General features: G+C 67.5%; 24 protein-coding genes. 13 read left to right on the top strand and 11 right to left on the bottom strand.

What is annotated here, in order from left to right:
- Positions 1-123: 123 nt before the first annotated feature.
- The 4 genes from ACERIM_RS02315 to ACERIM_RS02300 all read left to right on the top strand — a co-directional run bounded on the left by ACERIM_RS02315 (position 124) and on the right by ACERIM_RS02300 (position 3,611).
- Complete coding sequence (locus tag ACERIM_RS02315) at positions 124-1,182, top strand: M20/M25/M40 family metallo-hydrolase (protein WP_373631046.1); 1,059 nt, start codon at positions 124-126, stop codon at positions 1,180-1,182.
- A 138-nt stretch (positions 1,183-1,320) separates the two neighbouring features.
- On the top strand, positions 1,321-2,487 hold the full coding sequence (locus tag ACERIM_RS02310) for a beta-ketoacyl synthase N-terminal-like domain-containing protein (protein ID WP_006182025.1): 1,167 nt from the start codon (positions 1,321-1,323) through the stop codon (positions 2,485-2,487).
- Positions 2,487-2,882, top strand: coding sequence for a Zn-ribbon domain-containing OB-fold protein (locus tag ACERIM_RS02305; protein WP_006649237.1), 396 nt, complete (start codon positions 2,487-2,489; stop codon positions 2,880-2,882). The genes ACERIM_RS02310 and ACERIM_RS02305 overlap by 1 nt, the downstream gene beginning before the upstream one ends.
- A 72-nt stretch (positions 2,883-2,954) precedes the next feature.
- Positions 2,955-3,611 (top strand): DUF502 domain-containing protein, encoded by a 657-nt coding sequence (locus ACERIM_RS02300; RefSeq protein ID WP_006649236.1) that lies wholly within the window; start codon positions 2,955-2,957, stop codon positions 3,609-3,611.
- A gap of 1 nt (position 3,612) precedes the next feature.
- Here ACERIM_RS02300 and ACERIM_RS02295 read toward each other — a convergent pair whose 3' ends face one another.
- From ACERIM_RS02295 to ACERIM_RS02285, 3 genes are all read right to left on the bottom strand, one after another.
- A complete protein-coding gene (locus ACERIM_RS02295) occupies positions 3,613-4,551 on the bottom strand; it encodes an alpha/beta fold hydrolase (RefSeq protein ID WP_373631045.1) in 939 nt (312 codons plus the stop codon).
- A 139-nt stretch (positions 4,552-4,690) separates the two neighbouring features.
- Positions 4,691-5,785: a methylmalonyl Co-A mutase-associated GTPase MeaB gene (meaB, locus tag ACERIM_RS02290; RefSeq protein WP_373631044.1), complete on the bottom strand. Its 1,095-nt coding sequence runs from the start codon at positions 5,783-5,785 to the stop codon at positions 4,691-4,693.
- Entirely contained in the window at positions 5,782-6,198 is a 417-nt protein-coding gene (locus ACERIM_RS02285; RefSeq protein ID WP_006182017.1) for a cobalamin B12-binding domain-containing protein, read from the bottom strand. Before ACERIM_RS02285 ends, meaB begins: the two co-directional genes overlap by 4 nt.
- Positions 6,199-6,420: 222 nt before the next feature.
- Between ACERIM_RS02285 and ACERIM_RS02280 the strand changes: the two genes are divergently transcribed.
- The gene (locus ACERIM_RS02280; RefSeq protein WP_015299133.1) at positions 6,421-7,095 is read left to right on the top strand and encodes an HD domain-containing protein; all 675 of its coding nucleotides are present in this window, start codon (positions 6,421-6,423) and stop codon (positions 7,093-7,095) included.
- 165 nt (positions 7,096-7,260) lie between these two features.
- Here ACERIM_RS02280 and ACERIM_RS02275 read toward each other — a convergent pair whose 3' ends face one another.
- Complete coding sequence (locus tag ACERIM_RS02275; protein ID WP_006649233.1) at positions 7,261-7,941, bottom strand: LysE family translocator; 681 nt, start codon at positions 7,939-7,941, stop codon at positions 7,261-7,263.
- Positions 7,942-8,288: 347 nt separating this feature from the next.
- Between ACERIM_RS02275 and ACERIM_RS02270 the strand changes: the two genes are divergently transcribed.
- A complete protein-coding gene (locus tag ACERIM_RS02270; RefSeq protein WP_373631041.1) occupies positions 8,289-8,909 on the top strand; it encodes a TlpA family protein disulfide reductase in 621 nt (206 codons plus the stop codon).
- A 60-nt stretch (positions 8,910-8,969) separates the two neighbouring features.
- Here ACERIM_RS02270 and ACERIM_RS02265 read toward each other — a convergent pair whose 3' ends face one another.
- Entirely contained in the window at positions 8,970-9,593 is a 624-nt protein-coding gene (locus ACERIM_RS02265) for a class I SAM-dependent methyltransferase (protein ID WP_373631040.1), read from the bottom strand.
- A 177-nt stretch (positions 9,594-9,770) separates the two neighbouring features.
- Between ACERIM_RS02265 and ACERIM_RS02260 the strand changes: the two genes are divergently transcribed.
- Entirely contained in the window at positions 9,771-10,391 is a 621-nt protein-coding gene (locus ACERIM_RS02260) for a TlpA disulfide reductase family protein (protein ID WP_006649230.1), read from the top strand.
- A 230-nt stretch (positions 10,392-10,621) separates the two neighbouring features.
- Here the strand turns inward: ACERIM_RS02260 and ACERIM_RS02255 are convergent, their stop codons facing one another.
- Entirely contained in the window at positions 10,622-13,153 is a 2,532-nt protein-coding gene (locus ACERIM_RS02255) for a DNA topoisomerase (RefSeq protein ID WP_373631039.1), read from the bottom strand.
- A 293-nt stretch (positions 13,154-13,446) separates the two neighbouring features.
- Here ACERIM_RS02255 and ACERIM_RS02250 point away from each other — a divergent pair, with 293 nt between their 5' ends.
- The 6 genes from ACERIM_RS02250 (at position 13,447) to ACERIM_RS02225 (ending at position 19,445) form a co-directional block, all read left to right on the top strand.
- A complete protein-coding gene (locus ACERIM_RS02250) occupies positions 13,447-13,686 on the top strand; it encodes a hypothetical protein (protein ID WP_373631038.1) in 240 nt (79 codons plus the stop codon).
- A gap of 251 nt (positions 13,687-13,937) precedes the next feature.
- Positions 13,938-15,425 (top strand): MATE family efflux transporter, encoded by a 1,488-nt coding sequence (locus tag ACERIM_RS02245; protein WP_373631037.1) that lies wholly within the window; start codon positions 13,938-13,940, stop codon positions 15,423-15,425.
- A 177-nt stretch (positions 15,426-15,602) separates the two neighbouring features.
- Positions 15,603-16,532 carry a sulfide-dependent adenosine diphosphate thiazole synthase gene (locus ACERIM_RS02240; RefSeq protein ID WP_049964668.1) on the top strand — a complete coding sequence of 310 codons (930 nt, stop codon included), beginning with the start codon at positions 15,603-15,605 and terminating at the stop codon, positions 16,530-16,532.
- A 12-nt stretch (positions 16,533-16,544) separates the two neighbouring features.
- Entirely contained in the window at positions 16,545-17,309 is a 765-nt protein-coding gene (locus ACERIM_RS02235) for a DUF6775 family putative metallopeptidase (protein ID WP_373631034.1), read from the top strand.
- A gap of 86 nt (positions 17,310-17,395) precedes the next feature.
- Positions 17,396-17,806, top strand: coding sequence for an acyl-CoA thioesterase (locus ACERIM_RS02230; protein WP_373631032.1), 411 nt, complete (start codon positions 17,396-17,398; stop codon positions 17,804-17,806).
- Between the two features lie 181 nt (positions 17,807-17,987).
- The gene (locus ACERIM_RS02225; protein WP_373631031.1) at positions 17,988-19,445 is read left to right on the top strand and encodes an arylsulfotransferase family protein; all 1,458 of its coding nucleotides are present in this window, start codon (positions 17,988-17,990) and stop codon (positions 19,443-19,445) included.
- A 12-nt stretch (positions 19,446-19,457) separates the two neighbouring features.
- Here the strand turns inward: ACERIM_RS02225 and ACERIM_RS02220 are convergent, their stop codons facing one another.
- The 5 genes from ACERIM_RS02220 to ACERIM_RS02200 form a co-directional block, all read right to left on the bottom strand.
- Complete coding sequence (locus ACERIM_RS02220) at positions 19,458-19,838, bottom strand: hypothetical protein (protein WP_373631030.1); 381 nt, start codon at positions 19,836-19,838, stop codon at positions 19,458-19,460.
- Positions 19,839-19,919: 81 nt separating this feature from the next.
- Complete coding sequence (locus ACERIM_RS02215; protein ID WP_373631028.1) at positions 19,920-20,645, bottom strand: class I SAM-dependent methyltransferase; 726 nt, start codon at positions 20,643-20,645, stop codon at positions 19,920-19,922.
- Positions 20,646-20,654: 9 nt separating this feature from the next.
- Positions 20,655-21,554 (bottom strand): thiamine-phosphate synthase family protein, encoded by a 900-nt coding sequence (locus tag ACERIM_RS02210; protein ID WP_373631027.1) that lies wholly within the window; start codon positions 21,552-21,554, stop codon positions 20,655-20,657.
- 67 nt (positions 21,555-21,621) lie between these two features.
- Positions 21,622-22,227, bottom strand: coding sequence for a DUF420 domain-containing protein (locus ACERIM_RS02205; protein ID WP_373631026.1), 606 nt, complete (start codon positions 22,225-22,227; stop codon positions 21,622-21,624).
- Between the two features lie 299 nt (positions 22,228-22,526).
- Positions 22,527-22,820 (bottom strand): HalOD1 output domain-containing protein, encoded by a 294-nt coding sequence (locus tag ACERIM_RS02200; RefSeq protein ID WP_373631025.1) that lies wholly within the window; start codon positions 22,818-22,820, stop codon positions 22,527-22,529.
- Positions 22,821-22,837 lie beyond the last annotated feature (17 nt).

The following is a 22,837-nucleotide window of genomic DNA, read 5'->3' as shown; positions in this document are numbered from 1 at the left end:
AATGCGTTCCGTCCGGCGGCGGTGGAATCGTCGTTTCTGGCCCACGATCACCACGAATGCCGCGACGGGCGTGTCCGCGAGATCATAGTCGAGTTTTTCACCTATCGGGACCCATGTCGGTACATGGAGCAACAACGCCGTCGGTTTCTCGACGAATTACTCACCACAGCGACGCCGTCGGGGTTCGAGACACCGGCACAACGCCGCTGGGTAGAGTACGTCGAGGAGTTCGCCGACGAAGTGAGGACCGACAGTTACGGAAACGCCGTCGCTGTGCTGGAGGGGAACGAGACGTCGATCGCCCTCACTGGACACAGCGACGAAATCGGCTTCATGGTGCGGGACATCGAAGAAAGCGGCATCCTCCGAATAACTCCTGTCGGGGGGTCGGACCGGACCGTCTCGAAGGGCCAGCACGTCCGTATTCATACCGATGCTGGGCCAGTTTCGGGAGTGATCGGTCAGACGGCGATTCATCTTCGTGATCACGAAGACGAATCGCTCACCGATATCGACGAGCAGTATATCGATATCGGCGCCGACGATGCGGCCGAAGCCGAGGAATTAGTCGAGCGCGGCGATCCGATTACGTTCGATCAAACGGTCTCCGAACTGGAGAACGGACGGATCGCAGCACGCGGGTTGGACAATCGTATCGGTATCTGGGCTGCGGCGGAAGCACTCCGGCGGGCAGCCGAACGTGACCACGAGGCGACGATCTATGCCGTCTCTACGGTTCAAGAGGAGGTCGGGTTACAGGGCGCGAAAATGGTCGGCTTCGATCTTGCACCCGATGCAGTAGTCGCGATAGACGTGACTCACGCGACGGATACTCCGGATATCACGTCAGCGCAAAAAACCGGTGTCGAACTCGGTGACGGCCCGGTCGTCGTACGCGGAAGCGCGAACCATCCGCGACTCGTCGATGCGGTTCGGCGGACTGCCGCTGCGGCCGATATCGATATCCAGTTACAGGCATCGGGAACGAACACCGGGACGGATGCTGATGCGTTCTATACGTCCCGCGGGGGGATTCCATCGGTGAACGTCGGCGTCCCGAACCGCTATATGCACACACCCGTCGAGGTTGTGGACCTGGCGGATCTCGAGACGGTTGCCGAACTTCTGAGTGGCGTCCCAGCTACTGTTGCTGACTGCGATCTTTCCGCTAGCATCGAATAGCGCGAGCAGCCCCTCGTAGCGTCCGCCGTTCGTCGTGGGGTAGGGCGATACCGATCGACCCGCCACCCAGCTCACGCAAGTGGCACTCGTCGCCGTAACCGCCGAGTATTAACGGATCCGTCCACTACGCGTGTGTACATGAGTGACGTACGTGTTGCAGGGACAGGGCTGACGCCGTTCGGGAACAGTCCCGAGCGGACCAGCCGTGATCTCTTCGCGGAGGCGAGTATCGCGGCCTTCGAGGACAGCGGCGTTCCCCGTGAGGACGTCGAGGGCGTCTTCTATGGCAACTTTATGGGCGAACTCTCCGAGCATCAGGGCCACCAGGGGCCGCTGATGGCCGAAGCGGCCGGCGTTCAGGCCCCTGCGACCCGGTACGAGTCCGCGTGTGCCTCGAGCGGTACCGCGGTCCGCGAGGCGGTCACACGGATTCGCAACGGCGAGAACGACGTCCTCCTCGTCGGCGGTGCGGAGCGAATGACCAACCTCGGCACCGCGGGCGCGACGGAGGCGCTGGCGATCGCCGCCGACGACCTCTGGGAGGTACGGGCCGGCGTGACCTTCCCCGGCGCGTACGCGTTGATGGCCCGGGCCTACTTCGACGAGTTCGGCGGCGAACACGAGGACCTCGCCCACATCGCGGTCAAGAACCACGCCAACGCCCTCTCGAACGAGAAGGCCCAGTACCAGAGCGCGATCGAGGTCTCGGACGCCCTCGAGGCACCGCCGGTTTCCGAACCGCTCGGGCTCTACGATGCCTGTCCGATCTCGGACGGCGCGTCGGCGCTGGTGCTGACGAGCGAGTCCTACGCCGCGGAACACGACCTCGAGGCCCCGGTCGCGATCACGGGCACCGGACAGGGTGGCGACCGGATGGCGCTGCACGACCGCGAGTACCTCGCCCGTTCGCCCGCGGCCCGCGAAGCCGGCGCGGAAGCCTACGCCGACGCCGGCGTCTCGGCCGGCGACGTCGACCTCGCGGAGGTCCACGACTGCTTTACTATCGCCGAAGTGCTGGCGCTCGAGGCGCTCGATCTCGAGCCGATCGGCGAGGGGATCACGGCCGCCCGCGACGGGCGGACGACCGCGGACGGCGAGACGCCGATCAACCTCTCGGGCGGGCTGAAGGCCAAAGGCCACCCGGTCGGTGCGACGGGGGCCTCCCAGATCGCCGAAGTGACCGACCTGCTGGCCGGCGAGCATCCAAACAGCGACCACGTCGCGGACGCGACGACCGGCGTCGCCCACAACGCGGGCGGTACGGTCGCGAGCGCGACCGTTCACGTTCTGGAGGTGATGGAGTAATGAGCGACTCCGAAGACACCGTCACCGACGCCGGCTTCGACGACTGGCTCGATGCCGCCGAGGACGGCACAGCCGACTACCTCGAGTGTCCCGACGGCCACACCGCCTTGCCGCCGCGTCGGGTCTGTCCCGACTGCGGCGCGACCGACCTCGAGGAACTCGCCCTCCCGGACACCGGCGAGATTCGGACGTTCACCGTTACACACGTACCGACGCCGGCCTTCGAGGAGGACGCCCCCTACGCGACGGCCGTCGTCGACTTCGGCCCCGTCAGCCTGACCGGCCAGGTCGTCGGGATCGACGTCGACGACGTCGAGACCGGCCTCGAAGTCGAACTCGAGATCGCGACCTCGGAGACGACCGGTGAGCGCGTGATCGGTCTGCGACCGGCGTAAGCCGCCGAACGGGGCGGCCGTTGCGGGGCCGCCCGCCGATGGCTATTTCACTCGCGAGACGTCACGGCCGCTATGAACGTCTGGGATACCGTCAGGCGGAGTTTCGTCGCCGGACTCATTCTGGTCGCGCCGCTGGTCGTCACGCTGTACGTCCTCCGGTTTCTCGTCAACTGGTCCTTACAGTTCGTGGATCCGCTCGTACGCGCCGCGGGATTGGCCCAGTACACCGGCAACGTGACGGTCGTCGCCCAGGCGTTCGCCGTGGTCCTGATCGCTGTCGCGGTCGTCGTCCTCGGCTTTCTCGCCCAGTTGAGCGTCGGCCGACATCTGTTCGGGAACGTCGGGCGACTCGTCAACGTCGTCCCATTGGTCAGTACGATCTACGGCAGCGTCCGTCAGGTCGCCGACTCGCTCGTCGAGCGCAAGACCAGCTACGAGAGCGTCGTGTTGGTCGAGTACCCCCGCGAGGGCGTCTACATGATCGGGCTCGTCACCGGCGAGGGGCCACGAGAGGCCGAGGCGATCGCCGGCAGTGACGTCTACAACGTCTTTCTACCGAACAGTCCGAACCCGACCGCCGGCCGGCTCGTCTTGCTCCCCGAGGACCAGGTCCACGAGACCGATATGAGCGTCCGCCGCGGGATGCGCCTGATCGTAACGACCGGGATGGGCGACGAGCGGGCACCGGAGGGGGTGTCGCCGCAGCTACTCGAGCGTGTCGAACGGTGACTCAGTCGCCGGCGTCGGCCCGCGGTAGTTCCGCGCGCAGGTACTCGACGAACTCGTCGGGGTGTTCGGCGTGGGGCAGCTGGGTCGCGTAGTCGATGACGACCAGATCGAGGTCCGCGGCCGCCGCCAGATTCCGCCCGTCACGCAGCGGGACCAACTCGGCGTCGCGGCCCCAGACGAGCGTGGTCGGGGTCTCGAGGGCGGCCAGCTCCGTCGCGAGGTCGAAGTCGGGATCGAGGGTGCCGGCGGCGAAGGAGGCTGGGGCATAACGCGACCCGGGCTGGTGGGCGCTTTCCCAGGCGTACTGGACCTCGTCGGAATCGATGCGATCGGCGTCGTAGTAGCCGTCGCGGTCGTAGAAGTGGCGGATCGATGGCTTGCTCGCGAGCAGGTTGTACAGCGTCGTGCCGACGATCGGCGTCCGCAGGAGGGTGCGGACCCACGGCCGTTCGTCGGTCGTTTCGCCGGTCGGACAGATCAACACGAGGCGTTCGAAGTCGGTCTCGTCGGCGGCCTCGACGGCGAAGGAGCCCGACAGCGAGGAGGCGACGACGATCGGCTCGTCGGTGACCTCGCTCGCGAAGTCGCGGACGAACTCCGCGTACAGCGTCGCGGAGTAGACCAGCGGCGGCCGCTCCGAGCGGCCGAAGCCGGGCGGATCGACCGCGTAGACGTGGTAGTCCTCCGCCAGCCGGTCGACGATCGGCTCGAACTCGTGGCTGCTCGCGCCCGCGTAGACCCCGTGGAGCAGCAACATGTCGGGGTCGTTCGGGTCGCCGGCGACCGTATACTGCGTCTCGATCCCACGCCAGCGATACGTCCGTTCGATGCCGACGAGCGGGTTCTCGAGGTCGCCAGCGCGCCGCTTCAGGAGACGGTTACCGAGAACGGCTCCACCGACGGTTCCGAGGGCTGCACCGAGGACTGTTCGGGCTTTCATACGCTGCCGTAAGTTGCCAACGAACTTAGACCTCCGGTTCGGGAACGGTTTCTGCTGGGATCCCGGTCACGGCCGGCGGAGACGGCGGTTTCGCCGGTGGATCGAAGACTCGAGCGACGCCGCGTCGGTGCCGACCGGCTCACTCCGTGCCCGATCCGTCCGGCCCGGTCTCGAGGTTCTCGAGGCAGGTCGCGACGGGCTCGAGAACGTCGGTCGCGATCGAGTAGGGATCGGTCTCGCCCTGCCGGACGTCTTCCGCGAGGTCGTCGATTCCCCCGGCGGCCTCGAGTTCGGTCTCGAGCATGCCGTGGACGTCTTCGCGCAACAGGGTGCGGATCTCCTCGGCGTAGCGGGTACGTACCTGCTCGGCGTGTTCGCCGGAGGCGACGAGGTAGTCCCGATGGGCCGCGAGTTCGTCGATGAACTCGTCGACGCCGGTGCCGTGGATGGCGACGGTCTCGACGATCGGCGGCGTCCAGCCCGCGTCGGTCTCGTCGGCGTCGTCGGCCTCTCCGTCCCAGTCGTCGTGGGCGTCGATGATCTCCTGGCTGTGGTGGCCACCGCCCTCGTGACCGCTCCCGTCGCCGAGTTGAACCATATCGCGGAGTTCCTGTACCGTCCGATCCGCGCCGTCGCGGTCGGCCTTGTTGACGACGAACACGTCGGCGATCTCGAGGATGCCCGCTTTCAGCGTCTGGATGTCGTCGCCCGAGCCGGGCGGGACGAGGACGGCGACGGTGTCGGCGGTCCGGACGATGTCGATCTCGTTTTGCCCGGCACCGACGGTTTCGATGATGATCTTGTCCTTGCCGAAGGCGTCCATGGCCTTGACGGCGTCCGCGGTGGCGGTCGAGAGTCCACCGAGGGTTCCTCGGGCACTCATCGAGCGGACGAAGACGTCCATGTCGCCCACCGTGGAGGCCATCCGGATGCGGTCGCCGAGTACCGCTCCGCCGGTAAACGGTGAGGAAGGGTCGATCGCGATGACGCCGACCGTCTCGCCCCGATCGCGGTAGGTCTCGGCGAGCTTGTCGACCAGCGTCGACTTACCCGCGCCCGGCGAGCCGGTGATCCCGATCACGTCGGCGTTCCCGGTGTGGGCATACAGCTCCGAGACGAGATCGCGATAGCCCGGCGCGCGGTTCTCGATCTTCGAGATCACGCGGGCGAGCGCGCGGTGTTCCCCCGCGAGCAGATCCTCGAGGAGCGACCGGTCGTCGGCGTCCATGGTCATCGCTGGGGCGCGTTCTCGCGGACGAATTCGATGGTCTCCTCGACGGAGGTTCCGGGGCCGAAGATGGCTGCGACACCCTGTTCTCTGAGTTCGTCGCGGTCCTCCTCGGGAATGACGCCGCCGGCCAGCACGAGCGTGTCCTCGGCCGCACCGTACTCCTCGAGGCCGTCCATGATCTTCGGGACGAGCGTGTCGTGGGCCCCCGAGAGGATGGAGATGCCGAGGACGTCGACGTCCTCTTGGACCGCTGCCTGGACGATTTCGTCGGGCGCTTTGTGGAGCCCGGAGTAGATGACCTCGAAGCCGGCATCCCGGAACGCGCGCGCGATGACGTGTGCGCCGCGATCGTGACCGTCGAGGCCGACTTTGGCGACGAGACACCGAATCGACTCCGCTTCCTGTTCGCTGCTCATACCCCCTACTTCCCGAGCCCGCGGTTTGACTTTAACGGAAGATCGTGGGAATCGTCGACGGAGCGTCGGGATTTCGCCCGGAGTCTGTCCCGTCGATCGGGGACGCTGTTCGACTCGTGACTGTCACGAGCGGGCGAAACCGTCACGAACCAAAGGCTAAAGAGCGAAACGACCGAACATTCAGTCAATGACTATCGTTCGTCTATTGCGGAGGGATCTATCGTGGGCGTCGAAATAAAGGAGACGCGGGTGTCCGACGCCGAACTCGAGGAGATGAAAGGGTTCGTCTTCGAGTATCTCGCGGCCAGTGTCGAGAAGGAAGAGGAGGGCGGCCGCATGCGCTGGTACCCGTGGCACTCCGCCGAGTACCGACACAACCACATCCTCAACGTGGTCGATCTCGCGACCGAGATCGCCGAGGAGGAGGGTGCCGACGTCGACGTCACTCGCGTCGCCGCCCTCTTTCACGACGTGGCCAAACTCGAGACCGATCAGGAACTCCACGCCGAGGCCGGGGCCCGGGTCGCCCGGGAGTTCCTCGAGTCGCGTGCGGACTATCCCGAGTCGTTCATCCAGCAGGTGTGTCGCGCCATCGAACACCACTCCTATCAGGGCGACCTGACGGACCTCGATCTGGAGACGCAGTGTCTCATCGAGGCCGACCTGCTCGACAAGGTCGGCGCGAACGGGACGGCGTTGATGCTGTTGCGGATGGGGTATGAGGCCCGCACGCACATGGACTGTGACGAGATGGTCCAGCGCGTCTTAGAGCGGGGCTACGACGCCGCCTCGCGCGTCCAAAGCGACACCGCGGAGGGAATCGCCCACCAGCGCCTGAAACGCGTCAAGTGGTTCAGCGAGTGGCTCGAGGACGAGATCGCCGCGCTGGGTGAGTGAGCCGTCGGCGCGCCAGTCCCGGCACGACGGCCACGTATCGGACCATCGACCAGCCCGCCGTAAACGGCGGGATTCTCTCGCTGTATCAAGATAGTACGTGCCCCCTCGATCGACGTCTATCGCAGCCCCCGCCGTCTGCGAGCCGTTTCCCGTAGCGTCCGCGGCTCAGACGAACTGTACCGTTCCCAGTCCCAGGAAGGCGAGTCCGAACCCCGCGAGGACGACGGCGCTGCCCGCCGCGACGAGGGGGGCAAACGTGTCGACGCGTCGTCCGGCCCCGACCAGCGCCGCCGGGTAGCCCACGATCCAGCAACCGATCCCGCCGAAGAACCCGAGCAAGAGCGCGGGTGAGCCGGTCCGGACGACGAGGGCCCCCTCGAGCAGCTCCCCGACGGCCGGCACGTACGCCAGCACGTCGAGCGTCCCGGGCTCGAGCAGGCCGACGCCGACGGTGAGCCAGAAGCCGATCTGGTAGGGGTTGGTCAGCGAGAGGACGAACGTCTTGCGGAACCCCCTCGAGACGCCCTGATCGGTGTCGGTAAACGAACTCGCGGTCCGGGCGTCCCGGATCGCACCGACCGCGAAGTACAGCATGAGGACGCCGCCGGCGAGATAGAGCGCGGGTCGGACGATCGAAACGCGGTCGATCACGGCGACGAACCCTGCGAGCGTGAGGCCGAAAAAGACCGCGTCGGCCAGCATGGCACCGAGACCGGCCCGGAAGCCGGCGGGCCAGCCGCGGACGACGCTCTCCTCGGCGATGATCGCGTTCATCGGTCCCGGCGGGGCCGCGAGGGCGAGCCCGAAGACCACGCCGGCCAGTCCCGTCACGACGAGTTCGATCACGGCTATCGGTTTCGGGTGGGAGCCGCGGCGTGAAAAACACGACGAACCGGCCGTGGCAGGGACCGATACTGTCGTCGCTCTTGAACGTCGATTCGCACCCGAACCGCAGAACAGCGTTGCGATCGGTGTGTAAATCCTTTCAAGAGCGACCACGGCCGATGGCGCGGTCGGGGATGCGACCGGCGATGGGGTCGCCGCCGGACCTGTCGCGACCAGTGACTCTTTGGGCGGGGCGTCCATACGAGCGGTATGGATGGAATGGGAACTCGTAGCATGGGAGCGATCGGCGGCGCTCGTGTCGGACGGCCGGCCGTCCGGCATCGGTGCGACGGGGTGACGGGATCGCGATGAAACGCCGACACCTGCTCGCGACGACGGCCGCGACGACGGCGCTGGTCGGCTGTCTCAGCGGGCCCGACGACGAGGGCGCCGGCGAGGACGACGACGCGCCGACCGAGCCCCCCTTCGAGATCGCCACGCTCGACGCGTCGGGCAGCGAGAGCGGGACGATCACGGTACCCGACTCGAGCCGGTCGCTCCTCTGTAACTTCACCCGGACCGAGTGTCCGACCAGCCGGGGATTCCTCTCGACGCTCGCCGAGGCCATGTCCCGACTCGAGGGCGGGGGGTACGCCGTCGGCGGGGCGGATCCGGACGTGCGATTCCTCTCCGTGACCGACGGGACCAGCGGCCCCTCGCCGACCGACGACGAACTGGCCGCCTGGTTCGAGGCGAACGGGGGGAACTGGTGGCTGGGCCGTGACGAGCCCGGGACCTGCTACGACTACTACGGCATCGACGGCTATCCGACGACGATCCTCGTCGACAGTGTGGGGACGGTCCACTGGCGCAACCGCGGCGAGAGTTCACCCGGCACCGTCACCGCGACCGTCCGTGACGCCCTCGAGGCGGACGCCGGCGGCTCGGACGGCGGTAACGAAAGCGCGGGCAACCGGACCGACGGCTGATCGCCGCCCGCTCGGACTCCCGTCGGTCGCGCCGAGCCACTCGAGCGGTCGATTCCCGCGTTACGGCTCGAGCCTGTCGTCCGGGACGAGCGGATACGACTGCGTCCCGCCGCTCGAGCGTCTGGCGACCAGCGTCGCGACCGCGACCGGCTCCCCGTCGTCGGTCGGCCGCCGCCGCTCGGTATACGAGAGGACCGTCAGGTCGAGACACGCCCGCAGCAGGTCGTTCGAGCGGTACCGATAGCGGTCGGTCGAGGGGCCCGCGACCGGATCGCTCGAGCGCAGGTGGTGTTCGGAGACGAGGACGCCGCCGGGTACGAGCGCTTCCTTGAGATCCGGCAGGAACTCGAGGGCGGCGAAGTAGCTCACGACGATCAGGTCGTATCGGCCCGGTTCCGGATCGAACTCGGCCAGGTCGGCCCGGGTCCAGTCGACGTCGAGACCGCGCTCGTCGGCCCGCTCGCGTGCCGTCTCGATGGCCTCATCAGCGATGTCGACGGCGTCGACGTCGTAGCCGCGCTCGGCCAGAAAGAGCGCGTTTCGCCCACTGCCGGTCGCCACGTCTAGCGCACGACCGTCGGGAAGCGTCTCGATCCGGCGCTCGAGGACTCCCACCGGATCGTCGCGGGGTTCGCGGTCTCGCTTCTCGTACCGCTCGTTCCAGCGCTCGCGGTCGTCGTTCACGAGCGTCCCGACGACTGCGGGTCCCTTAGTTCGTGTCCTCTCGCTGGCGTGTTCGACGTTCGGACCAGTGTCTTCTTTCAGTCTCGCGTACGTACTGGGACGTATGACGGCCCATCGAACCCGACCGGCGATCCCCGCCACCGGCTCGCACGTCCGCGCCGCGGAGGTGAGTCGGCGATGAGACGGCGTGAACTGCTCGCGGGCGTCGGCAGTATCGGCGTCCTCGCGGGCGGAACCGGCGTTGTCCTCGCTGGCCTCCCGTCGTTCGGGACCGACGAACCGGCCGCCGACTCGGACGGCGACGACGGCTCGGAATGGCCGATCGAAGTCGAGACGATCGACGCTCGCGGCAGCGACGGCGGGACCGTGACGGTTCCAAACGACGGGGTCACGGTCGTCGAGTTCTTCGTCACGGGCTGTGGCATGTGTCAGGCCCAGATGCCGCGCCTTGCCGAGGCTCGGTCGCGACTCGTCGACGACTACGGGGATGATCTCACGGTCCTCTCCGTTACCTACCAGTCGGCGGACTCGATGCCGGACGACGAACTCCGGTCCTGGTGGCGAACCCACGACGGAAACTGGGCCGTCGGCCGCGATACGACGTCGTCGCTGACGGCGAACTACGGCATCGCCGGCTACCCGGTCACGATCGTCGTCGACGAAACGGGGAAGAAACGCTGGGAGAAACTCGGCGTCGGCTCCAGCGACGACATCGTCGGGGCGGTCGAGGACGTGTTCGAATCGTTCGAGGAGCGCGACGACGCCGAGGCCGAAACGAACGAATCCGCGACGGCCTGATCGGCCCCTGTCGGGTCGACCGTGACTATTCTCACGCCTGCCGCTCGAGGGCGTGGGCGACGTTCAACATGGCCTCGACCGCCGGCGGTTCCCGGGGAGCCGGCCACTCCCGTCGGCCGACTCGTTCTCGCCAGCGCGCCCCGGGTTCGAGGTGCCGAACCGGCACAGGGCCGCCGACGAACCCGACCCAACGGAGCGGCTCGCCTGGACGGCCGGTCGTGAACGGTCGGTCAGGCCTTCGCCTGCCAGCTCCGGATGCGATCCGCACTGACGCCCTCGACGTCGTCCGCGACCGCGTCGGGATCGGCCTCGGTCAGGTCCTCGAGGTCCTCGATCCCTGCGTCGGCGAGTTTCTCGACGGTCTTGGCGCCGACGCCGTCCAGCGACTCGAGATCGGAGCCGGAGTCGCTCTCGCGGGCCTGGAACTCCTGGTAGTTACAGATCGGACAGCCCAGCTCCCAGGGGTCGTCGCCGCTGTGGACGACGAGTTCGGGCAGGTCGTGGTCGTCGCAGTACTCGTCGGTGACCTCGATCTCGCCGCGGCGGGGCAGCGGCAGCGAGTACTCGCAGTCGGGATAGCGCGTACAGCCGACGAGTCGAGAGCCGTTCTGGAGCGTTTTGATAGCCAACTCGCCGCCGTGTTCTTCACCGCACTCGGGACACTCGCCCAACACCGGCCCTTCGCCGGCGTCCTCGGCCTTACAGAGCGGACAGCCGTGGACGAACGTCTGCCGGCCCGCGAGCATCTTGACCTCGTTGAGCCCGTGTTCCTCACACTCCTCCTCGAGGATCAGCGGCTTGCCCGTCGAGGGCAGCGGCAGGGTGTTCTCGCAGTCGGGATAGCCGTCGCAGCCGATGAAATACGAGCCGTGACGGCTCCGGCGGACGAGCAGGTCTTCGCCACACTCCGGACAGGGGCCGAGTCGCTTGTCGTCTTTCAGCGACTTCCGGAGGTGATCGCCGATCTCCTCGCGCGACTCGGCGAGGTTCTCGAAGATCTCCTCGAGCATTTCCCGGGACTCGTCGGTCACGTCGTCGAGCGTCGCCTCGCCGTTGGCGATGGCGTCCATGTCGGCCTCGAGCTGGGCGGTCATCTCCTCGCTGACGACGCGGTCGGCGTAGTTCTCCGCCGCGTCGACGACGGCCATCGCGAGCTTGGTCGGGCGCGGCGGATCGTTTTCTATATATCCGCGATCGTATAATTTCTCTAAAGTGTTATGTCTAGTACTCTTCGTTCCGATCCCCATGTCCTCCATGGTCTCGATGAGCCGCGACTGGCCGTAGCGTCGGGGCGGCTGGGTCTGTTTGGCCTCGAGTTCGACGTCGGAGAGCGCCAGTTCCTCGCCCTCGTCGACGTCGGGGACGAAGTTCTCCGTCGTCGAGAAGTACGGATAGACGTCGTGGTAGCCGGGCTCGACCAGCCGCTTGCCGTTGGCCTTGAGCCGGTAGTCGTCGACGTCGGCGACGACCTTGAGGTGTTCCCACTTCGCGGCGTCGGCGACGGTCGCGTAGAACCGCCGGACGACGAGTTCGAAGATCTCCCACTCATCGTCGGAGACGTCGCCCCGCGAGGGGATCTCGCCCGTCGGATGGATGGGCGGGTGGTCGGTCGTCTCCTCGTCGCCTTCCGTGGGGGTGATCTCGTCGGCCTCGAGCAGCGATTCGGCCGAATCCCCGAGCGTCGAGTGAGTGACGAACTCGTCGAGGAGGTCCTCGGGGTCTAGATCGTCGGGGTAGACGGTGTTGTCGGTCCGCGGGTACGTGATGTAGCCGGCGGTGTAGAGGTCCTCGGCGATCGACATCGCGCGCTTGGCCGAGTAGCCGATGGCACCGGCCGCCCGGATGAACTGGGTGGTGTTGAACGGCTCTGGGGGCGTGTCGGTGCGGGTCCGACGGTTGACGTCGACGACGGTCGCGCTCTCGCGGTCGGACAGCGTTTCGTAGACCTCGTCCGCGATCTCCTCCTCCCAGACGCGTTCGGCTTCGTTGCCGTCCTCGTCGCGGTAGAAGTACTGGGACTCGAAGGCGGTGTCGTCGTCTCGCGGTTCCTCACCGCTCGACGTCTCCGAGGCGCGTTGCGCCTCGCTCTTTCGTAAGTCCGCGAAGATCTCCCAGTAGTCCTCGGGATCGAACGCCTCGATCTCGCGCTCGCGGTCGACGATCAGTTTCAGCGTCGGCGACTGGACCCGGCCGACGGAGATGAAGTCGTCGCCCAGCTGACCCGCCGACAGGGAGAGAAAGCGCGTGAGCGCGGCCCCCCAGATCAGGTCGATGATCTGGCGGGCCTCGCCGGCGGCCGCGAGGTCGAAGTCGAGGTCGTCGGGTTCGTCGAACGCCTGCTGGACCTCGTTTTCGGTGATCGAGGAGAACCGCACCCGACGGATGGGTACGTCCTCGTCGACCTCCCGGACGATGTCGTAGGCTTCCTTGCCGATCAGTTCGCCCTCGCGGTCGTAGTCGGTCGCGATCGTCACGCGCTCCGCGCGACGGGTCAGCAGCCGCAGCGTCGCGACGATGTTCTCCTTCGTCGCCGTCTTCTCGACGTCGGCATCGATCAGCTCGACGGGCTCGACGTCGCGCCAGTCCGAGTACTCCGACGGGAAGTCGACGCCGACGACGTGGCCCGACAGCCCCACGCAGCGCTTGCCGCCCCACTCGTAGACGTTGACGCCGTTCTCCCGGCTCGAGTCGTAGGTCCCACCGGAGAGGATGTCGGCGATCCGGCGGGCCGCGTTGTCCTTCTCGGTGATTATCAGCTCCACCGCGGCTCACCTCCGGCTCGGCCGTCCGGTCGCGCTCGTCGCGGACGAGTGTCGGTCATCGTCGCTCGGTACGACTGAGGATCTGATAACGCTTTCGCCGAAAACCGAGGGACAGCGCGGGTGTGCGTGCGGTCGGGCGTCGCGCAGGCGCGTGAGGGATACGAAATAACTGCACAGCACACCGGCAGCGGGGACGGCTCGCTCGAGCGAACATCATGTGGGGTGTTACCAGATAGCTTATCTTCGCTCGAGTCATAGAGGAGATCGCGTGAACTCACGCGGAGAATACTGAAATGAAACACACTCTCGGTGGATTCGATCGCGCCTGGCGCTTGGTCGGCGGCGCGCTCGTCGCGTTCGTCTTCGTCGCCTCCTTCGTCGGCCTCGTCTCGATCGGGCTCGCCCTTGCCGTGGTTCTGCTCGTCGCCGTTCCGGTGGCGCTTTCGACCGGTGCCCGTCGGCGGCGCGTCGTCAACCGGTTGCCGGGGATCGACACCCTATCGCGGCGACCCGGTGGAGGCAGGTTGGACTGACGACGTCTCGATATAGTAGCCGTTGAAACGATTCACACACTGATCGCAACGCCGCCGTTCGATCAGGTGTGCAATGACTTTCAACGGCTACTATAGACGGCCGACCTAACCGATCGACTGGGTCTGTGATCCGCGAGCGGTTCGGAATCATCGCCAGAAGCGGCCGAGCGCCGTCGGTACCGGAACCGGCAACGGCTCCCGTGAGCCAATCCTTTTTACCATGCCTGGCTGAGGTTCACACACGAGATCTCGTGGCAGCGACGGACCCCGAGCGAAAGCGCGTCGACATGACGACGGGGGCGATTTCCCCGAAGCTCCTCCGACTCGCGTGGCCGCTGGTCCTGGGAAACCTCCTCCAGACCGTCTACAACCTGGCCGATATGTTCTGGGTCGGCCGCGTGAGCAGCGACGCCGTCGCTGCCGTCTCGCTGATGTTTCCCCTCTCGTGGCTGTTCGTCTCGACCGCGATGGGGATCACCGCTGCGACCATCGCGCTGGTCTCCCAGTACGTCGGTGCGGGTGACGAACGAATCGCCGATCGCGTCGTCGCCCAGACGATCCTGCTCACGCTCTCCGTCTCGTCGGTCCTCGCCGGTCTCGGGTTCGCCGCCCGGCGGCCGCTGCTCGAGTTGATCGGCGCTCGCGGGCCGGTGTTCGTCGAGGCGCTCGCGTATATCGAGGTGATCTTCCTGGCACTGCCGTTTACGTTCCTCTTCTTTGCCTTTCGGGCCTCGCTGCAGGGGGCGGGCGACACGAAGACGGCGATGTGGCTCGTCTTCGTTTCGGCCGGGCTCAACGTCGTCTTCGATCCGTTCCTGGTCCTCGGCTGGGGGCCGTTCCCGGCGATGGGGACGCGAGGCGCGGCCATCGCGACCTTCGTCTCGCGCGGGCTCGCCACTGCCGCCGGGATCGCCGTCCTGCTGGACGGTCGGTTCGGCGTTCGGCTCCGACTCGGCGATCTCACACCCGACGTCGCCCTCCTGAAACGGCTACTCGACGTCGGCTATCCGGCCACGCTCGATGGCTGGGTCCGGAGTTTCGCGGCGGTCGCGTTGGCCGGGTTCGTCGCCCGGTTCGGGGCCGCGCCCACGGCGGCGTTCGGGATCGGGGTTCGACTCATGTCGGTGACGTGGGCCGTGGCCGGGGCCGTCGGGCAGGCGACCGCGGCCGGCGTCGGACAGAACCTCGGTGCGGGGGCACCCGAGCGGGCCGTCGCGGTCACGCGGACGGCCACCGCCGCGACGACGGTCTGTATCTTCGCCGTCGCGGCCGTCCTGTTTGTGTTTCCGGCGACCGCGATGAGGGCCTTCATCACCGATTCCGCCGTGATCGCCGAGGGCGTGGTCTTCCTGCGGATTACGGCCCTCTTCTGGGCCCCTTACGCCGGTGTCATGGTCATCCAGGGTGCGTTCCGCGGGGCCGGCGATACTCGTACGGCGATGGTCCTCTCGATCCTCTCGCGGTGGGTCCTTCGGTTCCCGCTGGTGGTCGTTCTCGCGTTCGCCTGGTCCGTACCGATCCCCGAAACCGGCCTCGAGATCGCCGGGCTAGGCTGGGGTCCCGAGGGGATCTGGTGGGCGATGGTCGCCGGTATGGTCGGTTCGTTCGTCGTCGCCGTGGTCTGGTTCCGTCGGGGGACCTGGACCGAGGGCGTCATCGACGACCGTCCCGAGCGGCGCCGGTCGCCGGACGAACGGCCGACCGGCGACGAGGACGACGCCGGGTTCGTCGACGACTGAGACGGACCGTCTCGGTTCTCACCCGCTTCTGATGCGACTCGAGGCCGGAGCCGCGTTCGACCGTGTTGACGCGCTCTCACACGGACGGAACCGTCCGCGGACCGCTCACGACCGCCGATCACGTTCGGGCATCGGCTGCGATAGACTTTTTACTACCGGGTCATACCACCTAGTTGTATGAGCGAATTCGAGCAGTTCAGTCAGGTCGGTGAAGCCGATGTCACCCGCGCGATCGGACAGGAGTGGACCGAGGAGTTCATGGACTTCTCGGACTCGGACGTCATCATCGTCGGCGGCGGCCCCTCGGGGCTGACCGCGGCGAAGGAACTCTCCGAGCGCGGCGTCCAGACGATGGTCGTCGAGAAGAACAACTACCTCGGGGGCGGCTTCTGGCTCGGCGGCTTCCTGATGAACAAGGTCACGGTACGGGACCCCGCACAGGAGATCCTCGCGGATCTCGACGTCGACTTCAAGGAGTCTCAGGACAGCGAAGGGCTCTACGTCGCGAACGGCCCCGAGGCCTGTTCGGGCCTGATCAAGGCCGCCTGCGACGCCGGCGCGAAGATGCAGAACATGACCGAGTTCACGGACATCGTCATCCGCGAGGACCACCGCGTCGGCGGCATCGTGATGAACTGGACGCCGGTGCATGCCCTGCCCCGCGAGATCACCTGCGTCGATCCGATCGCCGTCGAGGCCGACCTCGTCATCGACGCGACCGGCCACGACGCGATGGCGGTCAAGAAACTCGACGAGCGCGGCGTCCTCGACGCGCCGGGCATCGGCGACGCCGCGGAATCGGCGACCGGCATGGACCAGACCGGCGACGACTCCTACGGCGCGCCGGGCCACGACTCGCCGGGCCACGACTCGATGTGGGTCGGCAAGTCCGAGGATGCCGTCGTCGAACACACCGGCCTCGTCCACGACGGCCTGATCGCCACCGGGATGGCGACCGCGACGACCTACGGCCTCCCGCGGATGGGCCCGACCTTCGGTGCCATGCTCGTCTCCGGGAAACGCGCCGCCCAGGAAGCGCTCGACGAACTCGAGGTCGACGCCGACCCCGTCGAACTGACCTCGCGTGCGACGCCCGCGGACGACTGATCGCGGCCCCACATGGTCGAGCGTATCATCTGCTATCGAGCGCCGTCGACCGTCGCAGACGTCGACGCGGTCGCCGACTGGCTGGCCACGCGGGTCGACGCCGACGTGGCCGTCCGGGACCGGTTCCTCGACGTCCACCGCACGGACGACCTCGCGGAGCGGTTCGCCGAGGCGCGGGTCCCCTCGCCCTATGAGCGCGAGACGGGCAACACGATGCTGGGGACGATCCGCTACGAGGAACGTGCCCTCGAGAACCCCGAACGCGAGGGCGGGGTCCTCTACGATGGCGTGCAGGTCCAGCGCGCGCTCAACGCCGCGCTGCCCGCGGCCGAACGCGGCCTCGAGACGCTGCACGTCCCGATCCTCGACCGGGCGATCGGCACCTGGGGCGACCACGACGGCCGCTGGCACAAGCGCGTGACCGTCCTCGGCCAGCCGGCGCTGGTCTCGGTACCCGGCCTCTACGAGGCCCCCGCTAAGCCCGAGTCCTACTACAAAGAGAAACAGCGCCACGCCCTGCTCTCGGGCGATACGCCGCCTCGGGAAGTCCTCGAGAATCAGGTCGACGGCGAGTTCCTGATCGCGGACGATCCCCGGACTACCGACGTGCTGAAAGGGACGGTGTTACAGGGGTATCACTACCTCGAGACCGGCGAGGCGTTTTGCGACCGCGAGGGCTGTCGTCTGTTCAACGCCCACTATCAGGCGGATCTGCTCGCGGCCCACCTTCGCGAGCCGGCGTTCTGTGACGACCACGCGCGACTGTACGGGCCGTGAGATCGACCGCCCGCGTCGCCGTCTCGCGGACGGGCGGAGCCGTAACCGGTACGTATTTTTGATCCAGTCCGCTTCGACAACGTACAATGAGTGCGGAGTTTACCGTCGACGTTCCCGTTCGCTATCGCGATCTCGACCCGCTGAATCACGTCAATCACGCCGTCTACGCCAGCTACCTCGAGGCGGCCCGGACCGACTACCTCAGAGACGTCGCCGAACTGCACTCCGAGGACATCTCCTTCGTCATCGCGAACCTCGAGATCTCCTACGAGCGGCCGATCAGAATGGGCGACGAGCCGACGGTCGCGCTGTCCGTCTCGCGACTGGGCGAGACGAGCTGTACGATGCGCTACGAGATCCAGGTCGACGGCAATATCGCGGCGACCGCCGAGACGACCATCGTCCACGTCGATCCCGAGACGGAGCGGCCGAGCCCCATCCCGGACGGGATCGCCGACCGGATCCGGGCGTACGAAGGGCTCGAGGCCGCAGCGTAATCGGCGACTCTGCGTCGCGCTCGAGCCAGCCGCTGGCGTCGGTCCGAACGAAGCAGTCCGGCGACCGGAACTCTCAGGGGTTGCAATCGCACGGTTACGGTTTTCCGTCAGGGTGTGGCCGGGTCCGATACGGGTTCGATGACGCGACTCGCCGATCACCGTCACTCGGGACAGGACCGCGATGGAACTGCTGTCGACGAGCCGCGTCCGGCTCGAGGGGGACCGAACCGTGGGTGACGGATCACAGTCGCGCGGTCGGGTCCGGTCGGGTATCGCCCGCGTTCGAGTGGGGATCACGCGGACCCGGCTCCGTGCGCTCTTCGCCGTGTTGCTTCTCGCCTCGGCAATCGTCGTCGCCAGCGCGGCGTCGGGGGGCCTCTCGACAGGGTCCGCCGACGCCGTCCCAGAGGCCCCGCCGACGGAGAACCACACGGTCGTCACCGAGTCGGGACGGGCGGGGACGATCACCGCCTACGCACCCGACGGCGAGGTCGTCTACTACAACAATTCGCGGACGAAGTACTTCGACGTCGACCCCGTCGAGGGCGATCCACTGACCGTCGAGTACACCGCGACCGACACGATCCACACGGCCGGGCCGACCTGTGGCGACCCGCCGTGTGCCCGCAACGTCATCGAGCGGGCGAACCTCACCACCGGCGAGGTCGAGGTCGTCTACGAACGGTACGACTACGCGGAGAACGCCGGCGAGTGGCACGACGCCGATCGCATCGACGAGAACCACGTCGTCGTCGCCGACATCATCGCGGATCAGGTCTTCGTCGTCGACACCGAGACGGAGATCGTCGAGTGGCTCTGGGACGCCCAGAGCGCGTTCGACCTCGAGAGCGGCCACTCCTATCCCAACGACTGGACCCACATCAACGACGTCGAGTACGTCGAGGACGGTCGGATGGCGGGCCGGATCATGGTCAGCGTCCGCAATCAGGACCAGGTCGTCTTCCTCGACCGGGACGAGGGCTTGCTCGAGGACTGGACGCTGGGCAGCGAGAACGAGTACGATATCCTCCACGAGCAGCACAACCCCGACTACATTCCCGAGCATCGGGGCGGCCCCGCGATCGTCGTCGCGGACTCGGAGAACGGCCGCGTCCAGGAGTTCCAGCGCGAGAACGGCGCGTGGACCCGTACCTGGCAGTGGGAAGACGACCGGATGCAGTGGCCCCGTGATGCCGACCGCCTGCCCAACGGCAACACGCTGATCACCGATACGCACGGCAACCGCGTGCTGGAAGTCAACGAGAGCGGCGCGATCGTCTGGCAGGTCGAATCGACGCTGGCCTACGACGCCGAACGCCTCGAGACGGGAGCCGAGAGCGCCGGCGGACACAGCGCCCGGTCGCTCGGGCTCGAGTCACGGACGGCCGCCGCCGGCGGTAACGGGGAGCCCGGGTTCCGACCGCTCGAGTCCCTCGGCAGTCTCGTCGAGTCGATCCTCCCACACCGGATCGCCAACGCGTTGCTCTTCGTCGCCCCGGTCTGGGTCGGCAAGACCGAGGCCGTCGCCATCGCCGGCGGCGTCCTGACGGGGTTGTGCTGGGCCGCGCTCGAGGCCCGGTGGCGACTCCGTGACGCCGGTATCGGATTCAGATCCCCCGTCGTTCGCGACCGCGAGTGACTGTCGCGGATGTTAGGGGCGGCCGTCGCCGTCGGTCCGACTCGCGTGCCCGACCTCGGTCCGACTCTCGACGCGACTCGAGCGCGAGACGCCGTGTCGGAACGGGAGCCACGTCCAGAGGACGCGGCCGGCGATCGCACAGACGGCGGTGGCGAGCAGCAGCGAGCAGAAGTACCACGGCTTGGACTGGACTACCGCGAGCCCCCGCGTCGATGCGGGCACGACGCCGATCGCCAGCAGGTAGAACCCCGAGAGGGCGGCCAGCGACGACCGGTGGTGGCCGTGCCAGTAGAGCAGCCCGACGAGAACTCCCGAAAGCAGTCCGAGCTGTCCCGAATGCAGTTCCGGGATCGTATTAAAGATCGACGAGAGGACGTTTGCAACGGTCGCCATAGGTGACCGTTCTCGAGCGGGAGGCTATGCGTTTGCCTGCACGTCGACAGTCTCTATGAGGCATCCCCTCTTGTGGCTCGCCTACGCTACCCGACCGCCGGTCAGCCGAACGACGCCGAACAGGTGGGTTTCGTCCGCGACGGCGACCGCCCGCTCCCGGAGTCGCTCGTGGGCAGCGTCGATCTTCGCGTCGAGGCGCAGGTGAGGCGAGTCGTCGTAGCGCAGCCGCGTCGTCGGCGGCGTCGAGAGGACGACGATCGCCCGGAAGACGGCGTTGACCGGCGGGGCGTACCACTCGTCGCTCCGGGCCGCGTTCGCGAGGACGACGTGCCCCCCGGGCCCGACCAGCTCACACCAGTCGTCGACCGCGCCTGCCGGGTCCGCGAGCATGCCGACGACGAACGTGGCGAGGACGGCGTCGATGTCACCGGCCGCGACGTCCTCGCCGACCGCACTATCGGCGCCGTTCGCGACCGACCGTGCCGCCTCAAGCCCGACCGGCGGCTCCGTCGCGTCCCCCTGTAGGACGTGGACGTTGTCATACTCGGCGGTGGCGGCGCGTGCCCGCTCGAGGACCGGCCGGGTGAAATCGATCCCGATCACGGTCCCCTCGGAACCCACCCGTTCGCGCAGATAGGGGAGGTTCGCGCCGGTGCCACAGCCCATCTCGACGACGGTGTCGCCGGGCTCGAGGCGGCAGGCAGCGGCCGCTCGTCGCCGGAGACGGGCGATCCCCGGCGTCTCGCGTGCGATCAGGTCGTAGAGGCGGGCCCAGCGGCCGTAGAACTCCTGTGCGGATTCGGACATCGTGGACGCTCAGACCAGCGATCGGATCGTGTCCGCGACCGACTCCGCGTCCGATCCGAGGACGTAGATCAGCGGCTCGATCCCCATCCCGCCGGTCTGATAGAGGACGGTCGCTTCGGGTTCCTCCTCGATCGCCGCGCCGACGCTCGAGGCGACGTCGCCGGATTCGTCGAACTCGGCGGCGACGTGGCCCCGCTGGGCCAACTCATCGATCAGTTCCGGATCGTACGTGACGTTGATCCCGGCCGCGACGGTGGCCCCGTGGCGGCGGGCGGCCAGCAGCACGCGGGCGACGTGTTCGGAGACGCCGAACTCGGGGTCGGCGGGGACGGTCGCCCGTCCCTTCACGTCGAAGATCCGGCCCGGGACGCCGGCCACGTCGTCGACTCCTTCGGCGTCGGGCGTACAGGCGACGAGGTTCGAGCCGACCGCGGGGATCAGCCCGGTAAAGCCGCTCGTCGTCTCGAGGACCCGCAGCCCCCGGCGCAGTGAGGAGAGGACCCGCTCGCTCGAGCGCAGTTCGCTCTCGGGGTCGTGGACCCGAAAGCTCGAGCCGTGGTCGGCCAGTTCCGGGACGGCCTCCTCGTGGAGCTGCGCGAGGAGGTCGCCGCCGCTCTCCAGCTCGCGGATCAGGACCTCGAGTTCGATCAGGGCCTGGACCGGCGAGGTTTCGCCGCCGGCCAGCCCGCTGCCGAGTTCGTCGACGAGGGACTGGACGCGGTCGTCGTCGGCGATGCGGTCGTTGACGGTCACGTCGCCGTGGGCGTACTTCGAGACGGCGCTCTGGCTGATGCCGAGGACCTCGGCCACCTCGCTCTGGGTGAGTCCGCGATCGCGGAGATCGCCGGCAAGCAGCGAGCGGACGGTAGGCAGAAACTCGTCCACGACGATTTCTTCGACGAATTGCATTCGTTGCTCGAGGCTATGACCGGCGCGGGGATAACTTGTGGGTCCTGCGGGACGGTGGGCCGGTCGGTCAGAACAGTACTGGGACCAGCATCGCCGCGAACTCGTAGGAGAAGACGTGATTGAGCAGGGCGTAGGTGACGACGCCCAGGAAGAGGCTCAGGATCCACGCGGCGGCGGCGATCCGCCCGATTCGGGCGTGGGCCGTTCGCCGGAGTTCCGCGGGCGTGTGGGTCAGCCCGAGGATCAGGGCGTAGAGGACCACGGGGACCGAGACGATCGAGAGGATGATGTGGATCGCGAGCATGACGAGGTAGGGGTAGTAGACGAGGTCGGGTCCGACGAACTCCTTGGTCCCGCCGCCGCCGACCTTCAGCAGGTAGACGACCAGAAAGCCCAGGATCAGGACGAACCCCGAGACCATCGCCAGCCGGTGTTTCTCGACCTCGCCGTTGCGGATCCAGTACCACCCGAGCGTCAGAACGACGGTCGCGGTCGTGTTGATCCCCGCGATGACGTGCGAGAGCAGGTTGACCTGTGCGTTCGTCAGGTCGGGGTAGATCGGCACGTCCAGCAGGAAAGTCCCGAGGACCAGCGCGTAGCCGACGATGGTCAGGACGATCGTCGCGCCCTTCGGCCGCTCCCGGAGTCGCCGTCTCGCGTCAGCGGTTGCCATTGCCGGACGTTAGGAGTACCACCCTTTCACCCTTGCTGTTCCAGCAGACCGCGTCCGAAACGCAACGTCGTTCGCTCGAGTCGGCCGAGTCGTCTCTCGCCCGTCTACTCGTCCGCCATCGCACCGGTTTCAGTCACGCTCGAACGGCAGCCGGTTGCGCCGCTCGCGGACCAGCGGTCGCAGTTCGAAGCGGGAGCGCTCGGTGTCACCGGCCCCGCCACTCGAGCGGCCGGAGGCCGGTGTTGTGGGCGCGGAGAAAGCCACTGTTCCGAGACGCCGATCAGGGTCCGGCGGGCCGTTCAGTCGGCCCGTTCGACCGCCTCCTCGAGCGTGACCCGCCCGTCCCGATCGACGGTCACGTCGTAGCCACAGAACCGAAACGAGACGGTGCCGCTCGGTCGGCCCCTGCCGTCCGACCGGGCAGCGAAGAGTCCGTCGAGCGCCGTCGGATCGACGACGGCGTGCAGCGGTTCGTACGCCGGCGGGGCGAGCCCCTCCGGTTGGACGCCTTCGGCCTCGGCGACGGCTTCGATCACCGCCTGACTCGGCGGCCGGTTCGACGGTTCGCCAACGGTATCGCCACCCTCCACCATCGTGTCCGGGGCTTCCG

The organism is Natrinema sp. H-ect1 (assembly GCF_041821105.1).
GTDB classification, from domain to species: domain Archaea; phylum Halobacteriota; class Halobacteria; order Halobacteriales; family Natrialbaceae; genus Natrinema; species Natrinema thermotolerans.
This window is presented reverse-complemented; position numbering and strand designations above follow the sequence as displayed.